The organism is Spirochaeta thermophila DSM 6192, from assembly GCF_000147075.1.
Taxonomy (GTDB): Bacteria; Spirochaetota; Spirochaetia; order Winmispirales; family Winmispiraceae; genus Winmispira; species Winmispira thermophila_A.
In genome coordinates, this window is record NC_014484.1 from 520,789 (window position 1) to 546,146 (window position 25,358).

Consider the following 25,358-nt stretch of genomic DNA (forward strand, 5'->3'; position numbering starts at 1 on the left):
AACATATACCATACCTATGAGGAGGGAAGTATGAGAAAACTCGTGTGTGCAGCGCTGTGTCTGCTCGTGGCCGCCACCGTATGGGCGGGACCACAGGCGGAGCAGCAGGCGGGAGCCGCGCAGATCAAGGAGATCGACATCGTCCTCGACCGGATACTCATGCCCGAGGACGGGCTCGATCAGTGGGTTGCCGAGTATGAGAAGCTTTTCGGCATAAAGCTCAACGTGACCAAACCCCCGCACAACCAGTATTCTCAGATCCTCGGTACCATGTTCGCGGCGAACGATCTCCCCGACATCTGCGAGATCCAGACGGCCGACTATGTGCCTTATGCGAAATCGGGAAAGCTGGTTCCCCTCGAGGACTTCATCAAAGCCTCTCCGGTGGTGAAATCGATCGATAGTCAGTACTACGAGGCCTACAGACTCAAGGACGGGCACATCTACGGCTTCCCCACCTACAAGGGCGGCGGGTGCGTGGGTTACATCCGCAAGGACTGGCTCGACAAGCTGGGGCTCAAAGTGCCCACCACATGGGACGAGTTTGTGACCGTATTGAAGGCCTTCACCTTCAATGATCCCGACGGCGATGGCCAGGACGACACAGTGGGTATGACGCTGCCGTTCCAGGTGCCCGTGAACGAGTTCGACTACTACAACCGGTTCATCATGCAGGGCGCCTACTTCGATTTCCAGAAGAAGAACGGCAAGTGGGTGGATGGTTTCACCCAGCCCGAGATGAAGGCCGCCCTCCAGCGCTTCCAGCAGCTCTACTCCGAGGGGCTCCTGGACAGGGAGTTCTTCACCAACAAGACCTCCACGGCCCGCACCAAGATCTATGAGGGGCAGGCCGGTTTCATGGAGTACTGGGCCGGTACCTGGGGCACGAGGATGGATGCGAGCGCGAAATCGTCGAATCCCAACGCCGAAGTCATCGCCGTTCCACCTATCAAGGGTGCTCACTACGTGAGCAGGGTGGGCCCGGTGTTCGGTATCACCACTGCCGCGAAGAACCCCAAAGCGGTCTTCGATGCGATCATCGGCACCATGTGGGACAAGGGGAAGGGCCAGATGCTCTGGACCTTCGGAGTGGAAGGCCTGCACTACAAGACCGTGGGCGAGAACAAGATCGAGATGCTCCCGCAGCCGTCCAATCCTTCTACTCCCATGCAAAAGTCCTTCATCGATCCTCACCTGACCCTCAACGACTGGGCCTTGCCCATCGAGTTCGAGGAGAAGATGAAGCTCTCGGTGGATATCCACAACACGTATGCGGTGCAGCTCGGGATTCCCGAGGGTGGAGACCTCTTCTCCAGATACGTGGGTGAGATCAGGACACTCAAGCAGGAGATCTTCTCCAAGATCGTGACCGGTGAGTACTCGGTGGACGAGGGGCTCAAGATGTACCAGCAGAAGGCGAAGGAACTCCACATCGACGAGGTCCTCGCGGAACTCAACGGCTGATGGCGGAAGCGATCCATGTCGAGGTGCCCTCCGGGGCACCTCGTTTTTTGCTCCACAGGACGAATGAAGGGAGGTTCAGATGCACGTGGATGTCACGACCCTCGGCGCCGATCCCACCGGTCTGAGGGAGAGCACGGACGCCTTCCGGGAGGCTCTCTCCAGGATAGAAGCGGCGGGAGGGGGGCGCCTCCACGTCCCGCCGGGGGACTACCTGGTCGGTCCCCTCCGGCTCTGTTCACACCTCGAGTTCGAAGTGGCACGGGGGGCGAGGATCCGTTTCGTCCAGGACCCCGACCGCTATCCTGTGGTCTTCACGAGGTGGGAAGGGGTCGAGTGCCACGCCTATGCTCCCATGCTCTTCGTGGAGGGTGCCGAGGACGTACGGATCAGCGGGGGAGGGGTGATCGATGGCCAGGGAGCGTCCTGGTGGAGGATGTATCGAGACTACCGGGAGGGGCGGCTCACCCGTTTTCCTTTCTCGTCGGTGGAGGAGATCGCGAGGAGGAACGCCCACCTGTCCACGAAGGCCTCCGGAGGAGGGGGGAGGGAATCCCACTTCCTCAGACCGCCCCTCCTCCAGGTGAAGGATTCCCGGCGGGTGGTGATAGAGGGGATCGTCCTGCGGAACTCTGCCTTCTGGAATACCCACATCCTCTATTCCGACGAGGTGTGGATACGGGGCGTCTCTTTCGAGAACCCTCCCGACGCTCCCAACACGGACGGGCTCAATGTGGATTCCAGCAGGAACGTGCGCATCGAGGACTGTACGTTCGACGTGGGGGACGACTGTCTGGGCCTCAAGTCGGGCATCGACGAGGACGGGAGGCGGGTGGGCAGACCCACCGAGCACGTGGTGATCCGGGGATGCATCATGCGCCGCGGCCACGGTGGGATCGTGTGCGGCTCGGAGATCGCGGGGGGAGTGAGGAACGTGGTGGTCACGGGGTGTATCTTCCAGGACACCGATCGTGGGATACGGATCAAGTCCCGAAGGGGAAGGGGCGGCTTCGTGGAGAACGTGATGATTCATCAGATCGTCATGGAACGCGTGCTGGTTCCCCTGGTCGTCAACCTCTACTACCGGTGTGGGATAGATCCCGGGGAGGAGGAGATCGTCTCCCGGCTCGCGTCCCTCCTACCCCTCCCCGTGGACGAGACCACGCCCGCGGTACGGAACATCTCCATAAGTCAGGTGCTCGCCACCGGGGTGAAGTCCTCGGCCGGATTCCTCCTCGGGCTCCCGGAGCGGCCCATAGAAGGGCTGGTGCTGAGCGATTATCGGGTGTTCATGGACGAGGAAGGCCAGGAGGGGGAACCGGCCATGGCGTTCTTCCCCACCGCCACGCGTCGGGGAGGATTCCGAGGGAAGTATCTCAAGGATGCGGAGTTCAGGGGTGTACGGATCGAAGGGGCGGAGGAGCCTGCCTTCCTGGTGGAAGATTCTTGTTCGGTACGCCGCCTCGATTGAGGGGATGGAGACGGGGCGATCCCCCTAGCCCGGCCTGTCGGGCTGCGAGTATAGACGATGGAGGGGAAGCCTGCGCTCCCCCTCCATTTATTATCCGGAACAGGCTTCAGCGTTCCACACGCGCCGACCCACCTTTGACGATCTTCTCCACCTCGGCCTTGGAGGCCATGGAGGTGTCGCCCGGCGTGGTCATGGCGAGGGCGCCGTGTGCCGCCCCGTAGTTCACGCACGTCTGGGGATCGAAGCCCTCGAGGAATCCGTAGATGAGTCCAGAGGCAAAGCTGTCCCCGCCTCCCACTCTGTCGAGGATTTCCAGGTTCTCCCAGCCTATGGAATGGTAGAATTGTCCCTGATAGTAGAGGAGGGCGCTCCAGCCGTTGATGGTGGCGGTCTTCACCTCCCGCAGGGTGGTGGCGATGGCCTTCAGGTTGGGGTAGGTCTTCGCCACTTCCTGCACCATCTCTTTGTAGCTCTCGACATTGAGCCCCACCACTTCCTTGCCGACCCCCTTCACCTCGAACCCGAGGGCCGCGATGAAGTCCTCCTCGTTTCCGATGAGCACGTCGAGATGGGGGACGATCATCTTGTTGATCCTCTGGGCCTCCTTCTCTCCGCCGCGGGACTTCCAGAGGGAGGGGCGGTAGTTGAGGTCGTAGCTCACCACCGTGCCCGCTTCCTTTGCGGCCTTCACCGCCTCCACGGTGAGTTCCGCAGTGGTCTCGGAGAGGGCGGCGAAGATGCCCCCTGTGTGGAACCACCTCACTCCCTCCTCCTGGAAGAGTTTCTTCCAGTCCACATCCCCGGGCTTGAGGGCCGAGGCGGCGCTGTGGGCCCTGTCCGAGACTCCCTTCGCCCCTCTGATGCCGAATCCCCTCTCGGTGAAGTTGAGGGCCTGGCGGTGCTGTCTCCCGATCCCGTCATAGGGGAGCCAGATGCAGTGGGAGGAGTCCACCCCCCCCGCGCCGATGAGGCTCTCGAGGAGATACCCCAGGTCGTTGTCGGGGATGGCGGTGACGACCGTGGTCTTGAGCCCGAAGCACCGGCGAAGGCCCCGCACCACGTTGTACTCCCCGCCACCTTCCCACACGGTGAAGGTGCGGGCGGTGCGGATACGACCCTCACCCGGATCCAGCCTGAGCATGATCTCTCCCAGCGCCGCCGCATCCCACATGCACGATCCCTTCGGTTTCACGACGATCGGTTCCATCACGTTCCTCCTCGTTCACTTCGAATCTTTGCGATGAGGGCCTTCACCCTCTTCACGTCCTCGGCGATGGCATCGAAGTCCCCGTGCTTCACCCGTTCCTTGGTGATGAGCTTGGAGCCTATACCCACCGCCACGACCCCCGCTTCGAACCACGCCCTGAGGGACTCCTCGGTGGTGTCCACCCCGCCGGTGGGCATGATCTCGGTCCAGGGGCAGGGGCCGAGTACGGATTTCACGAAGCCCGGGCCTCCCACTTCCTTCCCCGGGAAGACCTTGCAGATCTCGGCTCCGTACTTCTCGGCCTCGTGGATCTCCGTGGCACTCCCGCACCCGGGGATGTAGGGGACCTTCCTGCTGTTGCACAGGAGGGCGATCTCCCTGTCGAAGACCGGCCCCACCACGAACTTGGCGCCCTCGGCGATGTAGATCCCGGCAGTGTAGGGGTCGACCACCGACCCCACCCCGAGGATGAGATCCGGATGGTGCTCCCGGCAGAAGGCCACCAGCTCCCTGAAGACGGCCACCGCGTTCTCACCGCGGTTGGTCATCTCGATACAGCGCGCCCCGCCCTTCGCGCAGGCATCCACGATCTTCTTCGCCACTTCAGGGTCGGGGTTGAAGAAGACGGGAATGAGTCCCTCTTCCACCATGATACGATAGATCTCTCTTCTGGGAATCATAGGGGTACATCCTCCGTTCTGATGGTTTCGAACGCTTCCGTCAGAAACCCGTATGTGAGATCTATTATATCAGATGAAATGTTCTCTGCCAACATGTGTATGTAGGGTTTTTTGGCGAGGATCATCCTGAAGAGGCGTCTGAAGTCCATCACCCCGTGGCCGGGGGGTACGGCCCGCTTCTTCCCCTCTTCCACCACGAAGTCTTTCACATGTACGGCCACCACGTCGTCTCCGAGGAGCTCGAAGGCGGAGGACACGATCGTCTCGTGGCGTTCCCACTCCGCGGCAGGGACGATGTTCACGGGGTCAAAGAGCACCTTGAGGTGGTCGGATGAGACCATGTCGAGAAGGCGTTTCATCTTGGAGGCGGAATCGATGGTGTGGACATCGGCCACCGGTTCGATGGCCACCAGTACCCCGTATCGCTCGGCGGCCTCCACCAGCCTGCCCACGGTGGAGAGGAGGAGGGAGAAACTCTCCTCGCTTCGCGTCTCGGGGTGGAAGGAACAATCGGGTGCCCTGGATCCTGTCTCGGTGGCCACGATGGAGCAGCCGAAGTCCCTCGCATAGCGGATGTGCTCCAGGAACCGCTGGATGTGTATCTCCCTCACCCGGGGGTCGGGGTGGATGGGATTGATGTAGCACCCCAGCACCGCGATCTCCAGACCGTACTCTTCGAAGGTGCGGCGGATGAAGCGGGCGAACCCGGGACTCAGGAGACCAGGCTCGGGGGGAAACCCCTCGAAGGCCTTGTGCAGGGCGAGGTGCACGGTGCAGTATCCCGCCCGTGAGGCGCGTGCCGCCAGTTCCCTGGGCGAGCCCCTTCCCACGTCGTGGAGCCGGATCCCCAGGTTGAGTCGTTCCTGCCTCATGGGATGTCTCCCGGGAAGAGCGGGATGATGTGCCGTTCGAGGAGGTTCCGGGTGACCCTCGCGGCTATCACCTCCCGGTGTGCCTCGAGGGCCTGGTGGAATCGCTCGCCCATCTGGGCGGCCACCTTGTATCCCACGTGGATGAGCTGCCTGAAATCGCGGTTGTAGGAGGGGTTCGAAGGATCGTGTTCGAGCGCCTCCACGAACCTGCCGGACGACCACTCCTCGATCTCACCGGGGGAGGGAAGCCTTTCGGGATCGATGTCGATCACCGCGGCGTACGGGGCGCACAGTTCCTCGATCATGGAATAGCAGGTGAGGGCGATCTCCTTTGCGAGCGCGAGGGCCTCTCCTCCCGCCTCTGCGAGCCCCGCGACCTCTTCGAGCCAGGTGGTGCCTGCGGTCTTGAGGTGGACTCCTTCCTGGGGATGACGTGAGAGGATCTCCCTGACGAGGGGGTAGAGGGAGAATTTGTCGCTTCCGGAGTGCACACTGAGCTTGAGTCCCTCGGGGAGAGCGAATTGCTCCCGGGCGTACCTCACCACGCAGAGATCGTCTTCGAACTCACGGGCAAAGGTGTGTGGATCGCCCACGTAGTCCACCCCCTTGTAGAAGGCGCCCGAAAACTTGGGGGCTATGGTACGGGCCGGGATCCCGGCCTTCCGTATCATCGCCAGGATGAGCAGGAGTTCGGGTGGGCGCTGGGGCTCGTCGGTCTCGTCCATGGAGACTTCCACCACGAAGGGGCGGGAGGCCCCCTGCTCGATCCTCCGGTAGATCCGGGCCGCCTCGCGAACCGCGGGCCAGTAGGCGCGGATGGTTCCACGCGCCGTCTCCTCCGAGATCGCAAGCGGGCTGGAGAGCCCCGGGATGGCGAGCTCGCGGTTCAGCAGGTCGCCGAGTGAGGCGAGCAGGTCCTCTTCCTCCTGAGGGCTGACCTCTCCCTTTCCTATGGCCTCGGCCACGTCGATGGTGAAGAAGTCCGCCGAATCCAGGAAGAGGTCCACGGTCTTCGTGGTGATGTGATCCGCATCCACGAAGTATGGTCCCTCCCATCCCAGGGAGGAGACGGCCCTGTCCGCCATACGTCTGACGTCCTCGGGGCGGGAGCCTATGATGGTGTGCTCACGGTACGACTTGTTCCACACGATACCCAATGCTCTGCCGAGGCGTCCAGCCTCGATGACCGCACGAAGCTGGGCCTCGGCCTCGTGGCCGAAGCGGTCTCCCGTGCCGATCGAATACCGGGGGAACGAAAGGGAACCGGGGGTAGCCATACTGCCTCCTCATAAGGTGTCTACCCCCTAGTTTATGGAAAAAACCCCTTGAGCGCAATATGAAGAAATTTCTTTTCTACATAAAGAGATCATTGCTTGAGATGGGTGCCCGTAGAGTTCGGACGGCTACATCCCCTCCGATCCCATCCGCTCGAGGAGCGCCTGCACCTTCTCTCCGTACTTGTCGGGAGCGAGGGTCTGCGCTTTCACGAGATAGGTCCGCGCTTCCTCCATCCGGTCGGCCGCGAACGCGTTGAGGCCGAGGGCATAGGTGGTGGCGGCCTCCTCCGCTCCCCGTTCGAGGGCCGTGGTGTAGTAGTATTCGGCGAGCGAGTGGGTACCACGGGTGTAGGCGATGAGACCGAGGTAGTAGTAGGGCGCATAGTGGTCGGGATCCAGCTTCGAGGCCCGCGTGAAGGCCTCTTCGGCCTTCTGGAGGTCGCCCGACCGGTAGGCCTCGATCCCCTCCTCGAGGAGGACCCTGAACGACTTCTTCCCCTCGAGATAGCTGAGGAGACGGTCCTTCATCTGATCGATGTCGTACCAGGAGAAGACCCGTGCATCGAGGGTCTCGAGATTCTCCTCGTAGGTGGCCGAGGGGGAGAGAAGTCGGATCGTGTCCCAGAGGATGCGGTTGTACTCCTTGTCCCACTCGTAGACCAGGAACGACACGAAGCCCCAGGCCTGCGGGTAGTAGAGCTCGAGGTTCCGGGAGGCGGCCTCGAGGTCCATGTGGAGGAACTCTGAGAGGGGGATGAGCCCTCCCGTCTGGGAGGCGAGCGTCCTCAGGGGGTCGAGCCAGGTGAGGTTCTCCCGGTAGATCATGGAGGACGTCTCGGGATCGTACTCGCAGGCCTCGAAGAACACGGCCATCCCCTCCTGAAGCCAGAGGGGCGGGTTGTTCACGAAGGCCCTGAGGAACTGGATGGATCCCTGGTGAAGGAGCTGACGGTTCAGTTCGGTCTCGTCATCGAGGAGGTACCCGACCAGTTCCCGCTTTGCCGGATTCTGGTAGTGGAGGTAGATGAAGCTCTCTCGGGTGGTGCCGGTCTTCTTTCGGAGGTAGGCGTCGTAGTCCGCCTTGGAGGAGAAGATCCTCACGGTGAGGGGGGCGGGAAGGGCCTCGGGATCGAACCGGTAGTAGCGGTTGAAGAGGTGGAATGCGGCCTCCATCCTCGAGGCGAGGGACTGCGCACGCTCCTCCGGGGTGTCGGTACGTACGAGGTAGTGTTCGCTCGAGTACTCGGTGAGCGCCTCGGTGGGGGCGGTTTCTTGGGCATCGATCAGCGTCATCGCCCCTGTGACGAGCATGAAGAGGACCGCATAGCGCTTCATCGTGACCTCCCCTTTCATAGTAAGCCCTCCTCGAGCGGGTGTCAAATCGTTTTTCCTATCCCTCGACGGGTTTCGTTATCTTATCGACAACCATGTGCAATTCTTCCACTATTATGCCGGTATACCGCTCGAGGTTGGTGATGATGTAGCGGTGGAGCTCGTGGAGCGGGGAGGCCAGTTCCTTGCCGAAGGGCACGGAGAGGTAGATGGTGATGTGGTAGGCCCCCCCCTCGGTGGTGATCTGAGCCCTGAGGAGCCGGAGGTCGGGATCGTACTCGGCGAGGCAGTGGAGGATGAGCTCGGTGAGGGCGCTCTCGGAGATGGTGACCGTGCCCTTCTGGGCAAAAGTGGGCCTCACCACCGCCTTTTCCACCACCTGCTCCTTCTTGAAGAATCCGAAACCGCGCTTGATGATGAGCCTCAGGGAATCCGCGAGGATCTGGGGGTAGGTCCGCTTCACCTCCAGGGAGGGTACGGGGATCACGTGCTTGCCCTGGGTCCTCCGGTAGTGTCGCGCGATCTCTATCTCTTCGGGGGTGGCCACCTCCTCGATGGTGATGTACTTGTGGACAGGCGGGAGGTCGAGGGTGCGTGCGATCTTGTCGGCCATCTTCTTCGAGGTGGCGAGGATGAGGATCTTGTTGAACTCCTCTTTCCTGAGGGCCTGGATGACGGCCCTCCTGTGCGATTCCTTCTGGAAGAGGGCCACCTTGACCGCACCCAGGTATGTCGTCTCCTTTTTTGCGGACTCACCTGCGAGGATCTTTTCCCCCTTGATGAGGAGTCCGTCGTCCACGATGAGGGGAATACCGTACTTGTCCGCCACGAGGCGGGCGCGGAAGCTCTTTCCCGTACCGCTCTTCCCGATGAGGGCGTAGACTTTCACGCCCTTGAAGATCCATCCGAGATTGCGGAAGAGTGACCTCATGGTGGGATTCTACCCGAGGGATGGTGGGGGGGCAATACTGTCGTCACCCACCTCAGGGGAGGGCATCCTCCCATCCGGGGAGGATGCGGGAGAGGATGGTCTCGCTCTCGTCCGGGAGGGGGGCCTGTAGCCCATCCGCAGGGAAGAGGGGGGAGGGAGAGAGGGGTCTGAGCCTCCAGGCATGGAGTACGGGACGGATGCGCCGGGTGCTTCCATAGGCGGTGTCGCCGAGAAGGGGGTGCCCGCGGAGGGCCGCCTGGACGCGTATCTGATGCATCCGCCCGGTGTGGATGATGCAGAGGGCGAGGGTGGCTGTGGGGGCAGCGAGGAGGGGGCGCACGTCGGTGAGTGCGGGCCTCCCGTGGGGTGAAGGCCTGCTCCGCCGTCCCTCCCGGGTGAGGAGATCCTCCCATCTGGCGGGTTCGGCAAGGGTTCCCTCCAGAAGGGCGAGGTAGGTCTTCTCGATCCCGCCTTCCCTGAGGGCCCGGGTGAACCATCGCGCGCCGTGGATGCTGCGGGAGAAGACGAGGATTCCCGAGGTGAGCCTGTCGAGCCTGTGGAGGGGGGAGGGGGTGAAGGCGAGCGAGGGGGGGATGCGGTCTTTCAGGTAGGACCGTACCTGATCGGTGAGGGATCCGGGGCCGTGGACCACGGCGCCGGGTGGTTTGTTGAGGATGAGGAGGTGATCGGTTTCCAGGAGGATGGGAAGTGCGCGGGGTTCCCACTTCTGCCGAGGTTCCCGCTCGGGGAGGAGGGAACGGTGGATGTGAATGCGAGCTCCTCTCGAGACCCGTGTGGAAGGGGGGACGCGTTTCCCCTCGAGGAGTATCTCCCCGGTTCGGAGGGCCCTGAAGACCCGCGAGAGGGGGATGTGGGAGAGGAGCGTGCGGACGATACGATCGAGCCGCTTCCCGTGGTCGTCCGGTCCTGACTCGAAGACCTGGTAGTCTTCCATGTCCCATGGGTATACGGCGGCTCACCTGCGTGTCAAGGAGAGGGGACCTGTCTTCTCTTGACAAATCCCCCCACTAATAAGAGACTATTCACTACACCATCATAAGGAAGTAGGTACGATGGGAAACGGTCTCGTTCGCGTGCTCTCTCATCCGGTGTTCCTGTCCGGTTTCTTGAGTTGGTTCTGTGCGCAGGTGATCAAGCTCCTGGTGGAGGCGTTGAAGCGGAGGCGGAGGCTCGCCTCTCCCCTGCTCCCTGTGGTCCTCTGGAAGACGGGTGGGATGCCCTCGAGCCATTCGGCGCTGGTGACCGCCCTCGCGACTTCGATCGGGTTTCATGATGGGGCTGATTCCTCGCTCTTCTTCCTGAGCGTCTTCTACGCCGCCATCATCATAAGGGATGCGGTGGGGGTGCGGAAGGCGGCGGGTCAGCAGGCACAGGTCCTCAATCGTCTCGGTGAGGGCGTGCAGGAGAGGCTGGGGGTGGAGTTCACGCCGGTGAAGGAGGTGACCCACGGCCACACCTTCCCTGAGGTGGGGGTTGGTATGGTCCTCGGTTTCTCCATCGCCCTGGTGGTGAGTCTTCTCTCGTAGGAGGGATCCGGTGCCCAGGAGGGAGGTGCAGGAGGTACGTGCGTACTGGAGTGGGGTCGGAGGGGGCGTGCTCTTCGTGGGGGCCCTCGTGCTCATGATCTTCCTGTCGGGCGGGTCGGGCGGCTGGGAGGGGGTCCAGGTGCTGGGGATACGAGAGAGCGTGGCTCCGGAGGTGGTGGTGGAGGCGCTCGAGAGGAGGGGCCTGGGGCCGGTGGTGTGGGAGGGGAGCCAGGAGGTGGAGCTGTGGGAGGGACGGGAGCTGGGGCGGTACAGGCTCAGGGATCTCCCTTCGAGACTCGATCCGGCCGATCCGAGGTACGATCCCTACCTCTCATGGTTGCCTTCGATGTTCGAGGGGAGGGTGGGTGAAGAGGTCGTCTCCCTCCTCTACGTGCCGCAACGACACGGCGCCCTCTGGTTCCTCTTCGAGGTCCTCCCGGTGCTCCGGGCCTTTCCCGGAAAGGTGGTGCTCATGGGGCAGGGGTGGCCGGTGAGGCTCTTCCTCGCCGGGGTGTTCCTGGGGCTCCTTGTGTGGTGGGCCTGGGGGAGATGGGGTGTGTGGGCCGTGGCGGGCGGGGTGGGCTGGGTGGTGTCGGTGGGGACCGGGGGGGTGGGGATGGTGCCCGCCGCCGCCTCAGGGATGGTGAGTTTTCTGCTCCTCCTGCCGCCGGTTGCCGAGATGTTGGAGAGAGGGGTCCTGTGGGGATGGAGGTGGGAGGAGTGGGGCGGGGTCGTGTGGTGGGGAGTGATCCATCTCACGGTGGTGGTGGGATGGGCGGTCTTCCTCGGGAGCTGGGAGGTGGCGGCGGCCCTGCTGGTGGAGTGCGGAGTGGTGGGGATGATGGTCGCCTACTTCACGTGGTGGCGGAGCCGGCTCTCACACCGGGTCTTTCGTCCGGTGCCCCTCAGAAGACGCACCCGCACCGACGCCGGCAGAAGCCTTTCCCGCTGGGGATGGGGGCTCTTCCTCCTGGTATGCGCCACGGTCGCTGCCGGGGCGGGGCTCGCGGGAGGCGAAGTCCGGATCCCCCTTCCCGGGGAGGGGCCGTGGTGGCAGGGGGCCGGCGGGTACCTCGCACACCGGGCCTTCCAGGAGGGCTTCCTGTTCAACGTGCCGTTCGAGATGCCCATGAGGGGAGATGCGGTGATCCTCCCCCGTTTACGGATAGAGGGCGACGAGGTGGTGAGGGAGGATGAGGTGGTCCTCAGGTTCGACGAGGCCTGGTTCCGCAGGGTGGAGGATCTCCCTCCACACAGGATCGAGCGGTTGTTCCTTCAGGCCGGTGTGGAGACCTCCTTCGTGGGTTCTCCGACGAGGGTGCAGTGGCGTTGGCCTGTGCAGGCGGCGGGACTCCTCGTCCTTCTGCTTCTGCTGCTGCCCGAGGTTCTCAAGAGGGGGGCGGGTTTGACTTTTGAAACCAGGTATGGTATGAGAGCAGCCATCCGGAAGGAGGGGAGGCAGGTCGCATGAGGTCGCTCCTTGCCGGCCGCATGAGAGGCGGTCTGGAGTTCCGTTCCTATGTACAGACGGTGGATCGTCGGGTGGTGAACGCATCCCTTCCCAAGGTGGTGGTGATCCCCCTCGCATGGGGAATGATGGAGGCTTCCCATCCTGTGGTGAAGCCGGGCGACGAGGTGAAGGAGGGGCAGTTGCTCGCGAAACCGGCGAGCGTCATGGGGGCGCCCCTCTACTCCTCGGTGCCGGGGAGGGTGCGGGACATCGTCCCTGTCTCCCTCCCGGAGGGTGAACGGGAGGCCGTGATCTTGGATCTCGCCGGGACCTTCGAGCGTCGCGCGAAGGTCCGGACCTCCGACTGGGCGGACATGACGCCGGAGAAGCTCTGGAAGCGGCTCTTCTCGTCGGGGGTGATCCGGCACGGGAACGTCCCCCTTCCGATCGGGAGGTTCCTCCCGCCGCCGGGGCGTAAGGCCGAGGCCTTGGTCTGCGCCTGTTTCTCTGCGGAGCCGTGGCGGTATACCGAGGAGCTGCTCCTCGATCTCCGGCGCGAGGCCGTGGCCGAGGGGCTCCGCATCCTCGTGCGCACCGTGATGCCCAAGGAGGTGCATCTGGTCGTTCCCGAAGAGGAACGGACGATCTCCCGCCTCCTCGTGAGGGACCTGGGGGATCCGGGTATCCCCGTGCGGGTCCACCATGTCGCGAGACGGTATCCCTTCACCTCGGACGAGATGCTCCTCGAGCTGGTGGGAGGGGCCCGTCTCACCTGGGGCAGGCTTCCCGTGGACGAGGGATTCGTGATCGCAGAACCCTCCACTCTCCTCGCGGTGAGGGATGCGGTCGTCGGGGGGAGGCCTGTGCTCGAACAGGTGGTCCTGGTGGGCGGGGATGCGGTGCAGCGCCCCGTCCTCGTGAAGGTCCGGCTGGGTATGCCCGTATTCGATCTCCTCTCCCAGGAGGGGACGATGCTCGGTCCCGATGCGGATCCGAGGGTCTTCCTGGGAGGACCTCTCTCCGGCAGGGAGGTCTCATGGCTCGGGGCACCGCTGCTTCCCGGCGTGGATGTGGTGACGCTCCTCGGGAGAGGGGCGACGGGGGGGGAGGAACCGTGCATCCACTGCAGCCGATGTGCCCAGGTCTGTCCGAGGGGGCTCGAGCCCTGGCTCCTCCACGAGGCCCTCGGAAGGGGGGACGGGCGGCTCCTCACCGGAGGGGCGATCGAGGGGTGTATAGGCTGCAACCTCTGCAGTTTCGTCTGTCCCTCGGCCATTCCCCTCGCCGACCGGTTCAGGGACTATCTCGAGAAGGAGAGGGAAGGTCATGGAGAGGGTTGACGGTGGGCGCCTCGTCCTGGGTTCCAGGCAGGTCTATGAGCGGAAGAAGGTGCTCGCCCTGCTCCCGGTGGTGGGGGGTATGGCGGTGCTCTTCGGTCCGGAGGGGCTCCTGACGACCGCGTCTACGGTGGTGGGGAGCCTCGGTGCGGACCTCCTCATGGCGCAGCTCCTCTCCCGGAAGGCACGGCCCTCGTGGGATGCGGTGGGGCTCGGGCTCCTCGTGGGGCTCTTCCTGCCTCCCGGACTCCATCCCGTTGCCGGGTTCCTCGCCGCGGTCTTCGGTCAGGTGGTGGCGCGCTGGACCTTCGGCGGCCCTGCTCGCGCCTGGTTCCACCCCGCGGTGGCGGCCGTGCTCTTCGCCGTGGTCTCCTTTCCCTTCGATGCGGGAAGCTATCTTCCGCCGCTCTTCGGGGATAGGGTGCAGGGACTCCCGCTCTTCGTCGAAGCAAAGCGTCTCCTCTCGGGGCTCAGGGGGGGGAGCATCCTCCAGGTGGTGGGTCTCACCCCGAGCGCGATCGACGTGCGGGTCACGGGTGTGCTCAACGATGTGATCTTCGTGCCCCTTCGTTCGTACCTTCCCGACGGATACGTGGATCTCGCATTGGGGAACGTGCCGGGTGCGGTGGGGGCGCAGATGGGGCTCTTCGTCTTCCTCGGTGCCCTGTTCCTCGTGTACGAGGAGGTGGTGCGGGTGGACCTCCCCTTCCTCTTCCTGGGGGCCTACACCCTCCTCGTCTTCGTCGCGGGGAGGGGGCCGGAGGGAGGGGCCGACGTGCTCTTCTATCTGGGGGCGACCGATGTGGTGCTCGCCGCGTTCTTCCTCATTCCCGATGAGGTCTCCCGGCCTTCCAGGGCGGGACTCCTCCCCTGGTATGCGGTTGCGGGAGGTCTCCTGGCCGGGTTCTTCGCCCTGGGTGGGGTCTTCCCCTATCCCGGGCTCCTTTGCGCCGCGGTGCTCAACCTCACGGTCCCGCTCGTGGATCACCTTTCCGTAGCCCGTGTGGGAGGGCGCGCATGAGGCACGTGCTCGATCAACGCTTCGATGTGGGGCTGGTGGTGCTTTTCTTCCTCTCGACGCTCGCGCTGATAGGGAGCGGCTATGTCTTCCTGGGTGGGAGGCTGGAGGACCGGGATGCGGGAGGGGTGCGTCTCGTGCTCGGCGGGGAGGGGCTGCAGGTGGAGGAGATGGGGCTTCCTCTTTCCGCAGGGAGCGTGTATCGGGTTTCGGGCGATGGGGAGGCGGTGTGGGCTGTGTCGCTTCCGGTGTTGTGGCGCGAGGCGGGCCTCGTGGTGGTGCTCTATGATGGAACGGGCGCGGTCGTGGATGTGCGGTTCCCCTACGGGCTCGAGGCGGGAGGGGACGATCCGTACGATACGGATCGTCTCAGGCGGCTCCTCCTGGATCGGAGTGCCCGTCGTCTGTGGCACGAGGTGAAAGGGGTCGATCCTCTCCTGCTCCGGAAGGTGGAGGAGGCGGTGCGCCTCGGACGATCGCTCCTCGAGGAAGGAGGTCTCCTCTAGATGGAAAGGGCGGGTTTCTTTCACGGCAACATCCTCCTGGTCGCAGGGTGCGGGCTCGCCCCGGCGCTCGCACTCACCACGAGGTTCGGTTACGGTCTCCTCCTCGGACTCGTGGCCTGGGGCCTGCTCCTCTTCCTCTCGCTCCTCTTCTCCTCGTTCAGGGAGTACCTGCGCAACCGCGAGATGCAGCTCGCGGTCTTCTTCATCGTGGGGGGAACCACGGTGAGTCTCATGGAGCTCGGTTTCAGGGCCTGGGCACCGGAGGTGCTCAGGGTGCTCGGGTTGTACCTGCCGGTCCTGGTGGTGGGTTCGCTCGTGTGGGGCTACGGGGTGGCCTACGGTCTCTCCTATCGTCCCAAGCGCACGTTCCGGATGGCGATGCGTGTGGGCGGGGGGTATGCGGCGGCCGTGGTGGTGATGGCCTTCGTGAGGGAGCTCCTGGGCTACGGTGCTCTCAGCCTGGTGCCCTTCGCCGATGCGGCCTTGGTGGTGCCGGGGCTCGGGGACCTGCCCCTGCGGGCGGCGGTGGCCCCTGCGGGCGCCTTCTTCGTCTTCGGTTACCTCGCCGCCCTGGTGCGGCTCGCAGGGAGGGATGGTGATGCCCGCTGATGCGCTCCTCTATCTCGGACCTTCACACCTCGCGTTCGCCTTCTTCCTGGGGCTCTCACTCCTGTTCTCGGGTGTCTCCCGTGTGAGGGATGCGCTCTTCCTGGGCGGGGTGGTGACGGGTCTCCTGCTCCTCGCCGGGCTCTACCAGTACGTCCTCGAGCGGTGGGTCCTCTCGGTCCTGGATGTGCGGGCCTTCAGGTTCATGGGGTTCCTCCTCGGGTTCGGAGGCGTGCTCGTCCTCCTCTTCCTGCTCCTCCGGCGGGTCGCGCCGGGAGAGGACGGTCGGTGGCTCGAGCTGGTGAGGCGGGGCGATCTCGTGGCGCTGGTGCTGGGCGGGGTGCTCGTGGTGCTCGAGGGCGAGGGGTCGCTCGGCTGGTCGCTCTGGGGGCTCCTCTGGGCGGGTGTGGGGTTCACCGCAGGGCTCCTCTTCTTCGTGGGGATCCTCCACCGGGTGGAGGGGCCGGAGGTGCCCGGGCCGCTCAGGGGGCTTCCGGTGCGGACGGTCTGTGCGGGCCTCGTTGCCTTGGTGGTCGAGGTGACGGGGTACGCCCTGTACCCCCTGTTCGTATAGGAGGCTGGTGTGGCGGAGCGTGATGTGGTGTTCATGAGGCGGGCGCTCGCCCTCGCACGGAGGGCCGAGGGGCGGACGTCGCCCAATCCCATGGTGGGTGCCGTGGTCGTGAAGGATGGGCGCGTGGTGGGCGAGGGGTTCCACGAGCGGGCCGGGCTCCCGCATGCCGAGGTGGCGGCCCTCTCCGAGGCGGGGGAGGAGGCGCGGGGTGCGGAGATGTACGTGACCCTCGAGCCGTGCTGTCACTGGGGGAGGACCCCGCCGTGTACGGATGCGATCCTCAAGGCCGGGGTGCGGAGGGTGGTGGTGGCGTGCAGGGACCCGAATCCGCAGGTGGCGGGAAAGGGGCTTTCGATCCTCGCCGAAGCGGGGGTGGAGGTGGAGGTGGGGGTGCTCTCCCGGGAGGCGCGGTGGCTCAACAGGGGGTTCATCTCGAGGATGGAGCGGGGAAGGCCGTGGGTGGTGGCCAAGGTGGCCGCCTCTCTCGATGGCAGGATCGCCCTGCCGGATGGACGTTCGAAGTGGATCACGGGCGAGGAGGCGCGTTGGGAGGTGCACCGCTTGCGCGCGGGGAGCGATGTGCTCGTCACCGGGATCGGCACGGTGCTGGCCGACGATCCGGCCTTCACGGTGCGGGTTCCGGGGGGGGAGGGGAGGGATCCTGGGGTGGTGGTCTTGGATACACGGGGGAGGCTGCCGGTGGGGGCCCGGGTCGTACGGGAGGGTACGGTGGTGATGGTGGGGCCGGGGGTGGATGCGGGGTGGCGCGGGGAGGTGGAAAGGCGGGGGGTGCGGGTGGTGGAGGTGGGGATCAGGGATGGGAAGGTGGATGTACAGGCGGTGTCGAGGTGGTTGGGGGAGGAGGGGGTGAATGTCGCGATGGTGGAGGCGGGGGCGGGGGTGACGGGGGCGTTCCTCGAGGCGGGGATGGTGGACGAGCTGGTGGTGTTCGTGGCGCCGAGGGTCCTGGGAGAGGGGAGGGGTTGGGTGGAGGGGCGCGTGGTGGAGGGGTTGGGGGAACGGGAGTGGGAGGTGCGTGAGGTGAGGAGGGTGGGTGAGGATGTGATGGTCCGGTGCGTGCGGCGGGGGTGGGTGTAGGAGTCTTGTACGAGGAGGGATACGGTGTTCACGGGTATCGTTCGTGAGATCGGTGTGGTGCGTGAGGTGAGGAAGGAGGGGGGAGGGCTGGTGGTGCGGGTGGAGGGGCCCGGGGTCGTGGGTGTGCTGGAGGTGGGGGCGAGTGTGGCGGTGGACGGGGTGTGCCTCACGGTCACGGCCCTGGATGAGCGCACCTTCCTTGCGGATGTGAGCTATGAGACGGCGGCGCGGAGTACGCTGGGGGGGGTGCGGGTGGGGCGGCGGGTGAACCTGGAGCCGGCGCTGGCGGTGGGTGAGCGGTTGGGAGGGCACCTGGTGTCGGGGCACGTGGATGGTGTGGGGCGGGTGATGGTGCGGGAGCGACGGAGCGGGGGCGAGTACTTCGCCTTCTGGGTACCGCCGGAGCTGAGGAAGTACATCGCGTCCAAGGCCTCGGTGGCGGTCGACGGGGTCAGCCTCACCGTCGCAGAGAAGCTTCCGGAGGGCTTCAGCGTGGTCGTCATCCCTCATACCCTCGCGGTGACCACCCTCGCCGATCGCCGCCGGGCAGACATGGTGAACCTCGAGTGCGACATCCTCGCCAAGTACGTGGAGAGCCTCCTCCTCGAGGGGGGCCCGGGCACGGGCGACCTCACCATCGAACGGCTCCGCGATCTCGGGTTCTAGACGTGCCTCCCTTTTCGATACAAAAGGATTGGAGTATTATAGACGACAGAACGAGAGAAGTGAGGGATGGACATGGCGAATGAAGAGACGCATGACATATTCGCCTCGATCGAGGAGGCCATAGAGGAATTCCGGGCGGGTCGCCCCCTCGTAGTGGTCGACGACGAGGAACGGGAGAACGAGGGCGACGTGATCGTGGCGGCCGAAAAGATCACCCCCGAGCTCGTCAACTTCATGGCCAAGGAGGCCCGGGGCCTCATCTGCGTGGCCATCACGGAGGAGCGTGCGAGGGAGCTCGACCTCGAGCCCATGACCCCTGAGAACCAGGATACCCTGGAGACGGCCTTCACCGTGTCGGTCGACGCCGTGGGTACGGGCACCGGGATCTCCGCTCATGACAGGGCCCTCACCACACGGAAGCTTGTGGACCCCGAGGCCAGGCCGGAGGACTTCCGCCGTCCCGGACACGTCTTCCCGCTCCGGGCCAAACCCGGCGGGGTGTTGCGGCGCGCCGGACACACCGAGGCGGCCGTGGACCTCGCCCGGCTCGCGGGGCTCTATCCCGCGGGAGTCATCTGCGAGATCATGAAGGACGACGGCTCCATGGCCCGGCTTCCCGACCTCGTGGACTACTGCAGGAGACACGGCCTCAAGCTCATAAGCATCGCCCAGCTCATCGACTACCGGAGACGCCAGGAGAAACTGGTCCGAAGAGAGGCCGAGGCCCTCCTCCCCACGAAGTGGGGCGAGTTCCGTGCCATCGCCTACACCGAAGTGCTCACGGGGGAGACGCACCTGGCCCTGGTGAAAGGGGACGTCGCGGGCAAGCAAGACGTCCTCGTGCGGGTCCACTCCGAGTGCCTCACGGGAGATACGCTCGGTTCTCTCCGGTGCGACTGCGGGCAGCAGCTCGCGGCCGCACTCGAGCGCATAGAGAAGGAAGGCCTGGGTGTGCTTCTCTACATGCGTCAGGAGGGGAGGGGCATAGGCCTCGCCAACAAGATCAAGGCCTACGCGCTCCAGGACCAGGGCCACGACACCGTCCAGGCGAACATCGCCCTGGGGTTCCCGCCCGATCTCCGAGACTACGGGATAGGAGCGCAGATCCTCGTCGATCTGGGTCTCTCCTCGATCCGCCTCATGACCAATAATCCCAAGAAGATCGCGGGTCTCTCGGGGTACGGCCTCAAGGTGACGAAACGGGAATCTATCGAGGTGCCACCGAATCCCCGCAACCAATACTATCTTGAGACGAAGAAGATAAAGATGGGACACCTCCTGGCGGTGGTGCAGGGGAAGGACGCCTCGTCCGAACCCCTTCACCAGGGAAACGTGCGGACCGGAGGTGACCCCCACGAGGAGGAACGATGAATCCAGGGAAGATCGTGGAAGGGAAACTCATAGGCAAGGGCCTCTCGTTCGCCATCGTGGCGAGCAGGTTCAACGAGTTCATCACCACCAAGCTCATCGAAGGGGCGATGGACGCCCTGGTTCGACATGATGTGGACCCTGCACAGGTGGATCTCGTGTGGGTGCCGGGTTCGTTCGAGATCCCCCTCACCGCCAAGCGGCTCGCCGCCTCGGGGAAGTACCATGCCGTGATCTGCCTCGGTGCGGTGATCAGGGGCGCCACCCCCCACTTCGACTACGTGGCGGCCGAGGTCGCCAAAGGCGTGGCACTCGCAGGCCTCGAGACCGGGCTGCCCGTGATCTTCGGAGTCCTCACCACCGACACGATCGAGCAGGCCGTCGAGCGTGCGGGCACCAAGGCGGGAAACAAGGGATGGGACGCCGCCGTGAGCGCCATAGAAATGGCCAACCTCTTCTCCCAGCTGTGATCCCCTGGGTGTATCGAGTAGTCCCGTAGTGGCGACCGTCCGGTGGAGCAAGGGCGAGGCGGCTAGGAGGGACGCCGCCTCGCCGCCTTCCTGAGCCGGTCCATCACCGCCCTTCCCAGCCCCACCTCCGGCACCGCTTCCGCATAGATCCGCGCCACCCCCGCCTCCTCCAGCCGGTGCAGCCCCTCGAACAGCCGGGCAGCCGCTTCCTGCAGATCCCCGCGCGGCGAGAGCACCTCCACCGCCCGGAACGCTGGCCGCGCCGGCACCTCTCTCCACGCCAGCAGCCCCGCCTCGCGCGCCTCCTCGGCCCCCGGCATCGCTCCCCCCTCCAGCACCACCACCGGCACCGAAGGCGCATAGTGCCAGGGCAGCATCCCCGGCGCCTCCTGCGCCCCTTCCCGCTCCGGTCCCCCTACCACCACCGCACCCCGGCCCACCGCCTCCTCCAGCGCCTCCACCGCCACCCCGCCCGGCCGGAGCACCCGCACCCTCCCCCCCTCCACCCGCACCACCGTCGACTCCACCCCCACCTCGCACGCCCCCCCGTCCAGCACCAACGCCACCCTTCCCCCGAGCTGACCCGCCACGTGCCCCGCCCTCGTGGGACTCAGCGACCCGAAACGGTTCGCGCTCGGCGCGGCGATCGGCACCCCTGCCCGCTCGATGAGCCTCCGCGCCACGGGATGCGCCGGCATCCGGACCCCCACCGTGGGGAGCCCTGCGGTCACGATCCCCGGCACCCGCTCCCCCTTCGGCAACACCAGCGTGAGCGGACCCGGCCAGAACCGCGCCATGAGCCTCCTCGCGATCGAAGGCACCTCCCGCACCACCTCTTTCAGCATCCCCTCCTCCGCGATGTGGACGATGAGCGGATCGAAGAGGGGCCGTTCCTTTATCTCGAAGATCCTCGCCACCGCAACCGCATCCAGGGCATTCGCCCCGAGCCCGTAGACCGTCTCGGTGGGAAAGGCCACCGCCTCCCCCTCGCGCAGGAGGCGCGCCGCCTCCTCTATCGCCTCATCCGTGGCGGGCAACACCCTTGTCTCTCTCACCCTACGAACTCCCCTATCACGCGGAGCACCTCGGAAAGCGGCCGCACCCTGAACCACTCCCTCCCCGTCAGCTCGTTCGCATAGGCCATGTACATCTCCGAGATCGCCTGGGCGAACTCCCGAGGGAGCGGCGGCGGCTCCATACCCACCCGCTCCTTCCAGTGGACCCTGTCCTCCTGCTTCGCCTCCTCCACCCGCCGGTACCACTCCGTCCTACGATAGAAGATCCGCGCCACCTCCTTGCTCACCGGGATCCCCCGGTAGGTGAAGCGACACTCGTCCAGGGTCCCCAGGGCATCCACCAGGACGAGCCGCCTCCCCTCGTCGAAGGCGTACTCGACCTTGCCATCCTCGTGATCGAGCCCCAGCCTCCTCGTCTCCTCTGTGATGAGCCTATCCAGGAAGCGCGTGCGTTCCTTGAGTGCCGAGACCTCCTCCTCCGAAAGCCCTGCGATCCGCTGCGCCTCCTCCCACGAGAGGTAGCGGTCGGTCTCCTCGAGCTTGGTCGACACATCCAGCATGGGAGGATCGAGCCGCATCCCCGGCTCAGGCGGGCCGGCAAGCCCCAGATCCTCGTGCGTGAGCGCCCCCGAGGCGAGCCGCCTGAACACCGAAGATCCCGGCGGGAGGCTGTTCCGGTAGATCACCTCGAGCGGGATGAGGAAGTTGCCGGAAAGGCCGGCGAAGATCCCGTAGTCGTACTCGCCATTCCTGCGGGACGGCCGCACCACCCGAAAGAGTCGGCAGGCGAGCTCCCTCACCGGCCCCCTCGCCTCGGAGAGACGCACCACCCTCCCGTCCTCCACCACACCCAGATAGTGGGAGGGGATCCCCTCTTCGGCGAGCCGCTCGAAGAAGTAGGCCGTGGCGATACAGATCGCAGCCCCCTTGTGGGCGATGTCGTCCGGCATCTTGCCCCAATCGAAGACCGAGTACCTGTCCGAGAACCTGAACCGGCCTTCTCCCGGCTCCCGGTCGCTCGGGGCTTTCACCACCTCGAGATCCTTCACGCTCCCCATGACGTCTCCTTTCGATGAGGTACGCAGTGTATAGCATAAACATGCAAAAAAGGAAACCTGGTACGGTAAAACCCGAACGAGGGGCCCGTGTTTTCGATAAATATGCAATCTCGTGTGGGCTATCGATAGACGCGTGCTGATCCCGATGGGCCCAGGCGGACGAAGCGGTTGCCGATACCTCGATGTCCTCATACATGACAGAAGCACAGAATCGTTCTATACTCATGGAAACCCGAAAGGAGGTGTTGCATGAGAGTCCCTCTCTTCCTCTCCATTGTAGTTCTCGCAGCCGGGTGTGTGACCACCTCCGGCGAGGACGCGGTTCGGACCGCGGAGCCTGCGGCACGCCCTGTGTCCGCTCTTCCCGCCGGCAGACCCTCCTCCCCGGGGCACATCGAGCCTCCTGTGCTCACCCCGACCGAGCGAGAGGAGATCCGGCAGGCCCATCTCGCCGCGCTCGCGCAGGAGATCGCCCGACTCGAGACCCTCCTCTCGGGAGACCGGCAGGAAGACGACGCCATCGCAACCTTCATCTCGCGCCTTTCCGAGGAGAAGGCCCGACTCGAGCGGGAGGATCCGGCTTCCTACACCCCTTCCTCCTGGGTGGACCTCGAAGGCTCGTTCACAGGCCCGTTCGAGTTCGGACAGCTCTTCTACTACGAGGGTATGACCCGCTCCGGGCCCTTCTACCACCTCGCCGGCCTGAAGGACGGCGCACTCTCGGCCCTCCGGGAGGAGAGGCCCTACCGCATCCTTGCCGCAGTCCTGTGCAGGAGGTACTACCCCTTTCCATCCTCGTACATATTCGTGTACCGCTGGGAAGCGCTTCGCTGATCTCCTCTTGCGTTTCCGCTGCCGCTGGTTCACACTGATGGTATGCACCGCATACTCTTCCTCACCGTGGGGGTGGGAGGGGGCCACATCGCCCCTGCACGGGCCATGGCGTCGGCCCTCGAAGCCCGATTCCCCGACCGACTGGCCGTCGAGGTGGTGGACCTCCCCCGCGCCGCCGGTGCCTCCCGGATCGACGAGCGGCTCAACCGGGCGTGGATCCAGGCCGCCCGACACCCTGCGCCCATGCGCATCCTCTACTGGCTCCTCACACGCCTTCCCCGTACCGGCCTCGAGTTCGCCCGTTGGCACTACCGGGAGCTCTTCGAGGCAGGCATCCCCTACCTCGTCTCCAGGAGCCCCGACCTGGTGGTCTCCACGCACCCGCTCTGTTCCATGGTGGCCCTCGAGGCCCGCGCGGATCACGGCCTTCGATTCCCCCTCCTCACCTATGTGGTCGACCCCTTCGACGCCTATCCCTGGTGGGCCGCCCGAGGCGTTGACCTTTTCCTCGTGGCGAGCGAGGAGGCGAGGGAGGGCCTCGTCCGCTATGACATCGATCCCTCCAGGATCCGCATCGCCCCCTTCCCCGTGCGACCCGAGATCCTCACCCCCTCCGCGACGAGGGAAGAGGTCTGCCTCTCGTTGGGACTCGGCCCTGACCTCCCCGTCCTCCTGTGCACCGGGGGCGGGATGGGTCTGGGAAAGATCGGCCGCTATGTCGAAGCCCTTGTACGCGCCCGACTCCCTCTCAACATCGTACTCCTCACGGGGAGGAACAGAGCCCTCTACGAGCGGATGCGGCCCCTCTCAGGCCCCGGCTCCCGCCTCGCGGTGGTCGAGTTCACCGACCGCATGGCCGATCTCTACCACACGGCCGACCTCGTGGTGGGCAAGGCAGGCGCTTCCACCGCCATGGAGGCCCTCGTGGTCGGTCGACCCATGCTCTTCACCGAGTGGATCGCGCAGAACGACTACGCGATCATCCGCTACTTCCTCGACCACGGATACGGGTGGTACATCCCCGGGGTGAGGGATTCGCTCCGTTTCCTCTCGAGGGCCGATCTCCCCGCGCGAGTGGCGCACGCCAGAGCCCGCATCCAGGAGGCCGGTTTCACCACGGGAGTGTACCAGATCGCCGACCTCATCGCCTCGATCCTGGAAGGGGGCGGGGAGCCGCTCCCTAGCGCTTGAGGGGAGAGGTCTCCCTCACCATGGTCCCGGTCTTGAGCACCTCCATGATCTTGTACGTACCGTACTTGCGGGCCTTGAGAAACCCGTCCCAGGCCGACTCGGCCAGCCTCCCTTCCTCGAGCAGGATCCAGAGCCACTGGTCCGTGTAGGCCGGATCCTCCTGGGGGATCCCCGCCTGTATCTCCATGAGCCAGGCCTTGTTGTAGCGCTCCTGCGCACCGATCTCGGGCGCCATGATGATGGGGATGCCGAGACCCGCATAGAAGGAAAGCTCGCTCGGCTTGGTCCACAACACGTCGGTGCGGCGGATGACCTGGGCGAACCTGGCGAAGTACGCTTCCTTCGTGGGAGCGTAGACCACCTGCACGAGGGGGGAGTCGGGCGCCCACCGCGCCTTCTCCTCTTCGAAGATCCGGCGCACCTCCTCCCGCACCCCGGCCACCAGGTTGAGCATCACCTCGCCTGCAGCGATCCTCTTGCGCAACGACTTGAGGATCGCGCACCCTATCTCCACCTGGGCCCCTGCGCCCCCCACGGCGAACGTCACGGTGAAGACCCTCTCTTTTCGCCACTTGAGGTTGGATCGTCCGAGGAAATGGCGTACGTTCATCTCGTGGAGCGGCCAGAACCGGTTGTTGGGGTCGAGGTAGTGGAGCCGCTGTCCCATGTCCTGCGTGAGCGTGCTCAGGTTCTCGTCGCCGAGCACCTCGAGCGGGAGAGGGAAGCCCGTGAGGAAGATCCGCTCGTCGGGTACACCGTAGAGCTTGAGGCGCCTCAGGGCCCTCCCGCAGGGGACCATGTAGTGGATCCTGCTCTCCCTGGGGTTTTCCGCCACCCAGGCGCGGCTCACCTCGGCGTCGCACACGATGCAGTAGACCCTCGGGAATCCCGCCATGTCGGCGGCGAGCGCCGGTGCGGGGTGCGTGGCGAGGATGGGGAGCGGCTTCTCCTTCACCTTCTCGATCATCCCCTTGCAGAGCCCCTTTCTGATGAGGGAGGAAAGGAGCTTCACCTGGTAGGAAGGGGCCGACATGTCCCTGAAGGGGTAGAGGGGGGGTATGTTCTGCAAGGCATCGAGGATCCCGAAGAGGGGAGGCCCGATCACCGGCACGCTCCTCACGCGGGAGAGGAACTCGTACGTGCGCTGCATCCTGAGCCATAGGGCCCGTTCGCTCTGATCGGTGGCCGAGATGCTTCCCACCGTGATGATCCCTTCCTCTGCGATGGGGGCGAAGGGGGCGGCGGCCCGCTGATGCCCGAGCCCCATGTCCACCGTGACCACCCACGCGCTGAGGTTATCGTCGTTCGCAGGACGATCGTATCCAGCCATATGTCCTCCTCATCTATAGCATGCACCGTCGGGGGTGGATATTCCAGCAGTAGCTCGT

The 25,358-nt window shown here is 65.0% G+C and carries 25 protein-coding genes; 15 read left to right on the forward strand and 10 right to left on the reverse strand.

Going from position 1 to position 25,358, the window contains the following annotated elements:
* The first annotated feature begins 30 nt into the window (after positions 1–30).
* The gene (locus STHERM_RS02125) at positions 31–1,464 is read left to right on the forward strand and encodes an extracellular solute-binding protein (protein WP_013313243.1); all 1,434 of its coding nucleotides are present in this window, start codon (positions 31–33) and stop codon (positions 1,462–1,464) included.
* A gap of 79 nt (positions 1,465–1,543) precedes the next feature.
* Positions 1,544–2,932 (forward strand): glycoside hydrolase family 28 protein, encoded by a 1,389-nt coding sequence (locus STHERM_RS02130; protein ID WP_013313244.1) that lies wholly within the window; start codon positions 1,544–1,546, stop codon positions 2,930–2,932.
* Between the two features lie 106 nt (positions 2,933–3,038).
* Here STHERM_RS02130 and STHERM_RS02135 read toward each other — a convergent pair whose 3' ends face one another.
* The 7 genes from STHERM_RS02135 to STHERM_RS02165 form a co-directional block, all read right to left on the reverse strand.
* Entirely contained in the window at positions 3,039–4,139 is a 1,101-nt protein-coding gene (locus tag STHERM_RS02135) for a sugar kinase (RefSeq protein ID WP_013313245.1), read from the reverse strand.
* Positions 4,139–4,819 carry a bifunctional 4-hydroxy-2-oxoglutarate aldolase/2-dehydro-3-deoxy-phosphogluconate aldolase gene (locus STHERM_RS02140; RefSeq protein WP_013313246.1) on the reverse strand — a complete coding sequence of 227 codons (681 nt, stop codon included), beginning with the start codon at positions 4,817–4,819 and terminating at the stop codon, positions 4,139–4,141. Before STHERM_RS02140 ends, STHERM_RS02135 begins: the two co-directional genes overlap by 1 nt.
* Positions 4,816–5,691 carry a sugar phosphate isomerase/epimerase family protein gene (locus STHERM_RS02145; protein WP_013313247.1) on the reverse strand — a complete coding sequence of 292 codons (876 nt, stop codon included), beginning with the start codon at positions 5,689–5,691 and terminating at the stop codon, positions 4,816–4,818. The genes STHERM_RS02140 and STHERM_RS02145 overlap by 4 nt, the downstream gene beginning before the upstream one ends.
* On the reverse strand, positions 5,688–6,968 hold the full coding sequence (locus STHERM_RS02150; RefSeq protein WP_013313248.1) for a tagaturonate epimerase family protein: 1,281 nt from the start codon (positions 6,966–6,968) through the stop codon (positions 5,688–5,690). Before STHERM_RS02150 ends, STHERM_RS02145 begins: the two co-directional genes overlap by 4 nt.
* A gap of 126 nt (positions 6,969–7,094) precedes the next feature.
* Positions 7,095–8,321 (reverse strand): tetratricopeptide repeat protein, encoded by a 1,227-nt coding sequence (locus tag STHERM_RS02155; protein ID WP_013313249.1) that lies wholly within the window; start codon positions 8,319–8,321, stop codon positions 7,095–7,097.
* A gap of 37 nt (positions 8,322–8,358) precedes the next feature.
* A complete protein-coding gene (locus STHERM_RS02160) occupies positions 8,359–9,231 on the reverse strand; it encodes a hypothetical protein (protein WP_013313250.1) in 873 nt (290 codons plus the stop codon).
* A gap of 52 nt (positions 9,232–9,283) precedes the next feature.
* Entirely contained in the window at positions 9,284–10,186 is a 903-nt protein-coding gene (locus STHERM_RS02165) for an RluA family pseudouridine synthase (protein ID WP_013313251.1), read from the reverse strand.
* Between the two features lie 118 nt (positions 10,187–10,304).
* Here STHERM_RS02165 and STHERM_RS02170 point away from each other — a divergent pair, with 118 nt between their 5' ends.
* The 11 genes from STHERM_RS02170 (at position 10,305) to ribE (ending at position 19,871) form a co-directional block, all read left to right on the forward strand.
* On the forward strand, positions 10,305–10,778 hold the full coding sequence (locus STHERM_RS02170; RefSeq protein WP_013313252.1) for a divergent PAP2 family protein: 474 nt from the start codon (positions 10,305–10,307) through the stop codon (positions 10,776–10,778).
* Positions 10,779–10,788: 10 nt separating this feature from the next.
* On the forward strand, positions 10,789–12,249 hold the full coding sequence (locus STHERM_RS02175) for a hypothetical protein (protein ID WP_013313253.1): 1,461 nt from the start codon (positions 10,789–10,791) through the stop codon (positions 12,247–12,249).
* Positions 12,246–13,568, forward strand: a complete 1,323-nt coding sequence (locus STHERM_RS02180; protein WP_013313254.1) for an NADH dehydrogenase — start codon at positions 12,246–12,248, stop codon at positions 13,566–13,568. The genes STHERM_RS02175 and STHERM_RS02180 overlap by 4 nt, the downstream gene beginning before the upstream one ends.
* On the forward strand, positions 13,555–14,586 hold the full coding sequence (locus STHERM_RS02185; RefSeq protein ID WP_013313255.1) for an RnfABCDGE type electron transport complex subunit D: 1,032 nt from the start codon (positions 13,555–13,557) through the stop codon (positions 14,584–14,586). Before STHERM_RS02180 ends, STHERM_RS02185 begins: the two co-directional genes overlap by 14 nt.
* Positions 14,583–15,089 carry a hypothetical protein gene (locus STHERM_RS02190; protein ID WP_013313256.1) on the forward strand — a complete coding sequence of 169 codons (507 nt, stop codon included), beginning with the start codon at positions 14,583–14,585 and terminating at the stop codon, positions 15,087–15,089. Before STHERM_RS02185 ends, STHERM_RS02190 begins: the two co-directional genes overlap by 4 nt.
* Entirely contained in the window at positions 15,090–15,698 is a 609-nt protein-coding gene (locus STHERM_RS02195; RefSeq protein ID WP_013313257.1) for an Rnf-Nqr domain containing protein, read from the forward strand.
* Complete coding sequence (locus STHERM_RS02200) at positions 15,688–16,269, forward strand: Rnf-Nqr domain containing protein (RefSeq protein ID WP_013313258.1); 582 nt, start codon at positions 15,688–15,690, stop codon at positions 16,267–16,269. Before STHERM_RS02195 ends, STHERM_RS02200 begins: the two co-directional genes overlap by 11 nt.
* 9 nt (positions 16,270–16,278) lie before the next feature.
* Positions 16,279–17,367 (forward strand): bifunctional diaminohydroxyphosphoribosylaminopyrimidine deaminase/5-amino-6-(5-phosphoribosylamino)uracil reductase RibD, encoded by a 1,089-nt coding sequence (gene ribD / locus STHERM_RS02205; protein ID WP_013313259.1) that lies wholly within the window; start codon positions 16,279–16,281, stop codon positions 17,365–17,367.
* A 24-nt stretch (positions 17,368–17,391) separates the two neighbouring features.
* Entirely contained in the window at positions 17,392–18,033 is a 642-nt protein-coding gene (locus STHERM_RS02210; RefSeq protein ID WP_013313260.1) for a riboflavin synthase, read from the forward strand.
* 72 nt (positions 18,034–18,105) lie between these two features.
* Positions 18,106–19,404: a bifunctional 3,4-dihydroxy-2-butanone-4-phosphate synthase/GTP cyclohydrolase II gene (locus STHERM_RS02215; RefSeq protein ID WP_013313261.1), complete on the forward strand. Its 1,299-nt coding sequence runs from the start codon at positions 18,106–18,108 to the stop codon at positions 19,402–19,404.
* Positions 19,401–19,871, forward strand: coding sequence for a 6,7-dimethyl-8-ribityllumazine synthase (gene ribE, locus STHERM_RS02220; protein ID WP_013313262.1), 471 nt, complete (start codon positions 19,401–19,403; stop codon positions 19,869–19,871). Before STHERM_RS02215 ends, ribE begins: the two co-directional genes overlap by 4 nt.
* 62 nt (positions 19,872–19,933) lie before the next feature.
* Here the strand turns inward: ribE and STHERM_RS02225 are convergent, their stop codons facing one another.
* Positions 19,934–20,926, reverse strand: a complete 993-nt coding sequence (locus STHERM_RS02225) for an L-threonylcarbamoyladenylate synthase (RefSeq protein ID WP_013313263.1) — start codon at positions 20,924–20,926, stop codon at positions 19,934–19,936.
* Positions 20,923–21,945 (reverse strand): phosphoribosylaminoimidazolesuccinocarboxamide synthase, encoded by a 1,023-nt coding sequence (locus tag STHERM_RS12150; RefSeq protein WP_013313264.1) that lies wholly within the window; start codon positions 21,943–21,945, stop codon positions 20,923–20,925. The genes STHERM_RS02225 and STHERM_RS12150 overlap by 4 nt, the downstream gene beginning before the upstream one ends.
* Before the next feature lie 249 nt (positions 21,946–22,194).
* Here STHERM_RS12150 and STHERM_RS02235 point away from each other — a divergent pair, with 249 nt between their 5' ends.
* Together STHERM_RS02235 and STHERM_RS02240 are read left to right on the forward strand one after the other, a co-directional pair.
* On the forward strand, positions 22,195–22,779 hold the full coding sequence (locus tag STHERM_RS02235; RefSeq protein WP_013313265.1) for a hypothetical protein: 585 nt from the start codon (positions 22,195–22,197) through the stop codon (positions 22,777–22,779).
* Positions 22,780–22,821: 42 nt separating this feature from the next.
* A complete protein-coding gene (locus STHERM_RS02240) occupies positions 22,822–23,970 on the forward strand; it encodes a glycosyltransferase (RefSeq protein WP_013313266.1) in 1,149 nt (382 codons plus the stop codon).
* Here the strand turns inward: STHERM_RS02240 and STHERM_RS02245 are convergent.
* Positions 23,960–25,300, reverse strand: a complete 1,341-nt coding sequence (locus STHERM_RS02245) for a DUF6938 domain-containing protein (RefSeq protein WP_013313267.1) — start codon at positions 25,298–25,300, stop codon at positions 23,960–23,962. The genes STHERM_RS02240 and STHERM_RS02245 overlap by 11 nt on opposite strands.
* Positions 25,301–25,358: the final 58 nt, after the last annotated feature.

What these genes read in the sequence shown, in the direction of transcription:
- STHERM_RS02145 (WP_013313247.1), bottom strand. Translation starts at nt 5,691, where the DNA reads ATGAGGCAGGAACGACTCAACCTGGGGATCCGGCTCCACGACGTGGGA.
- STHERM_RS02200 (WP_013313258.1), top strand. Translation starts at nt 15,688, where the DNA reads ATGCCCGCTGATGCGCTCCTCTATCTCGGACCTTCACACCTCGCGTTC.
- STHERM_RS02180 (WP_013313254.1), top strand. Translation starts at nt 12,246, where the DNA reads ATGAGGTCGCTCCTTGCCGGCCGCATGAGAGGCGGTCTGGAGTTCCGT.
- STHERM_RS02245 (WP_013313267.1), bottom strand. Translation starts at nt 25,300, where the DNA reads ATGGCTGGATACGATCGTCCTGCGAACGACGATAACCTCAGCGCGTGG.
- STHERM_RS02155 (WP_013313249.1), bottom strand. Translation starts at nt 8,321, where the DNA reads ATGAAAGGGGAGGTCACGATGAAGCGCTATGCGGTCCTCTTCATGCTC.
- STHERM_RS02190 (WP_013313256.1), top strand. Translation starts at nt 14,583, where the DNA reads ATGAGGCACGTGCTCGATCAACGCTTCGATGTGGGGCTGGTGGTGCTT.
- STHERM_RS02130 (WP_013313244.1), top strand. Translation starts at nt 1,544, where the DNA reads ATGCACGTGGATGTCACGACCCTCGGCGCCGATCCCACCGGTCTGAGG.
- STHERM_RS02150 (WP_013313248.1), bottom strand. Translation starts at nt 6,968, where the DNA reads ATGGCTACCCCCGGTTCCCTTTCGTTCCCCCGGTATTCGATCGGCACG.
- STHERM_RS02240 (WP_013313266.1), top strand. Translation starts at nt 22,822, where the DNA reads ATGCACCGCATACTCTTCCTCACCGTGGGGGTGGGAGGGGGCCACATC.
- STHERM_RS02135 (WP_013313245.1), bottom strand. Translation starts at nt 4,139, where the DNA reads ATGGAACCGATCGTCGTGAAACCGAAGGGATCGTGCATGTGGGATGCG.
- STHERM_RS02215 (WP_013313261.1), top strand. Translation starts at nt 18,106, where the DNA reads ATGGCGAATGAAGAGACGCATGACATATTCGCCTCGATCGAGGAGGCC.
- ribE (WP_013313262.1), top strand. Translation starts at nt 19,401, where the DNA reads ATGAATCCAGGGAAGATCGTGGAAGGGAAACTCATAGGCAAGGGCCTC.
- STHERM_RS02170 (WP_013313252.1), top strand. Translation starts at nt 10,305, where the DNA reads ATGGGAAACGGTCTCGTTCGCGTGCTCTCTCATCCGGTGTTCCTGTCC.
- STHERM_RS02235 (WP_013313265.1), top strand. Translation starts at nt 22,195, where the DNA reads ATGAGAGTCCCTCTCTTCCTCTCCATTGTAGTTCTCGCAGCCGGGTGT.
- STHERM_RS02125 (WP_013313243.1), top strand. Translation starts at nt 31, where the DNA reads ATGAGAAAACTCGTGTGTGCAGCGCTGTGTCTGCTCGTGGCCGCCACC.
- STHERM_RS02140 (WP_013313246.1), bottom strand. Translation starts at nt 4,819, where the DNA reads ATGATTCCCAGAAGAGAGATCTATCGTATCATGGTGGAAGAGGGACTC.
- STHERM_RS02160 (WP_013313250.1), bottom strand. Translation starts at nt 9,231, where the DNA reads ATGAGGTCACTCTTCCGCAATCTCGGATGGATCTTCAAGGGCGTGAAA.
- STHERM_RS02195 (WP_013313257.1), top strand. Translation starts at nt 15,090, where the DNA reads ATGGAAAGGGCGGGTTTCTTTCACGGCAACATCCTCCTGGTCGCAGGG.
- STHERM_RS02185 (WP_013313255.1), top strand. Translation starts at nt 13,555, where the DNA reads ATGGAGAGGGTTGACGGTGGGCGCCTCGTCCTGGGTTCCAGGCAGGTC.
- STHERM_RS12150 (WP_013313264.1), bottom strand. Translation starts at nt 21,945, where the DNA reads ATGGGGAGCGTGAAGGATCTCGAGGTGGTGAAAGCCCCGAGCGACCGG.
- STHERM_RS02165 (WP_013313251.1), bottom strand. Translation starts at nt 10,186, where the DNA reads ATGGAAGACTACCAGGTCTTCGAGTCAGGACCGGACGACCACGGGAAG.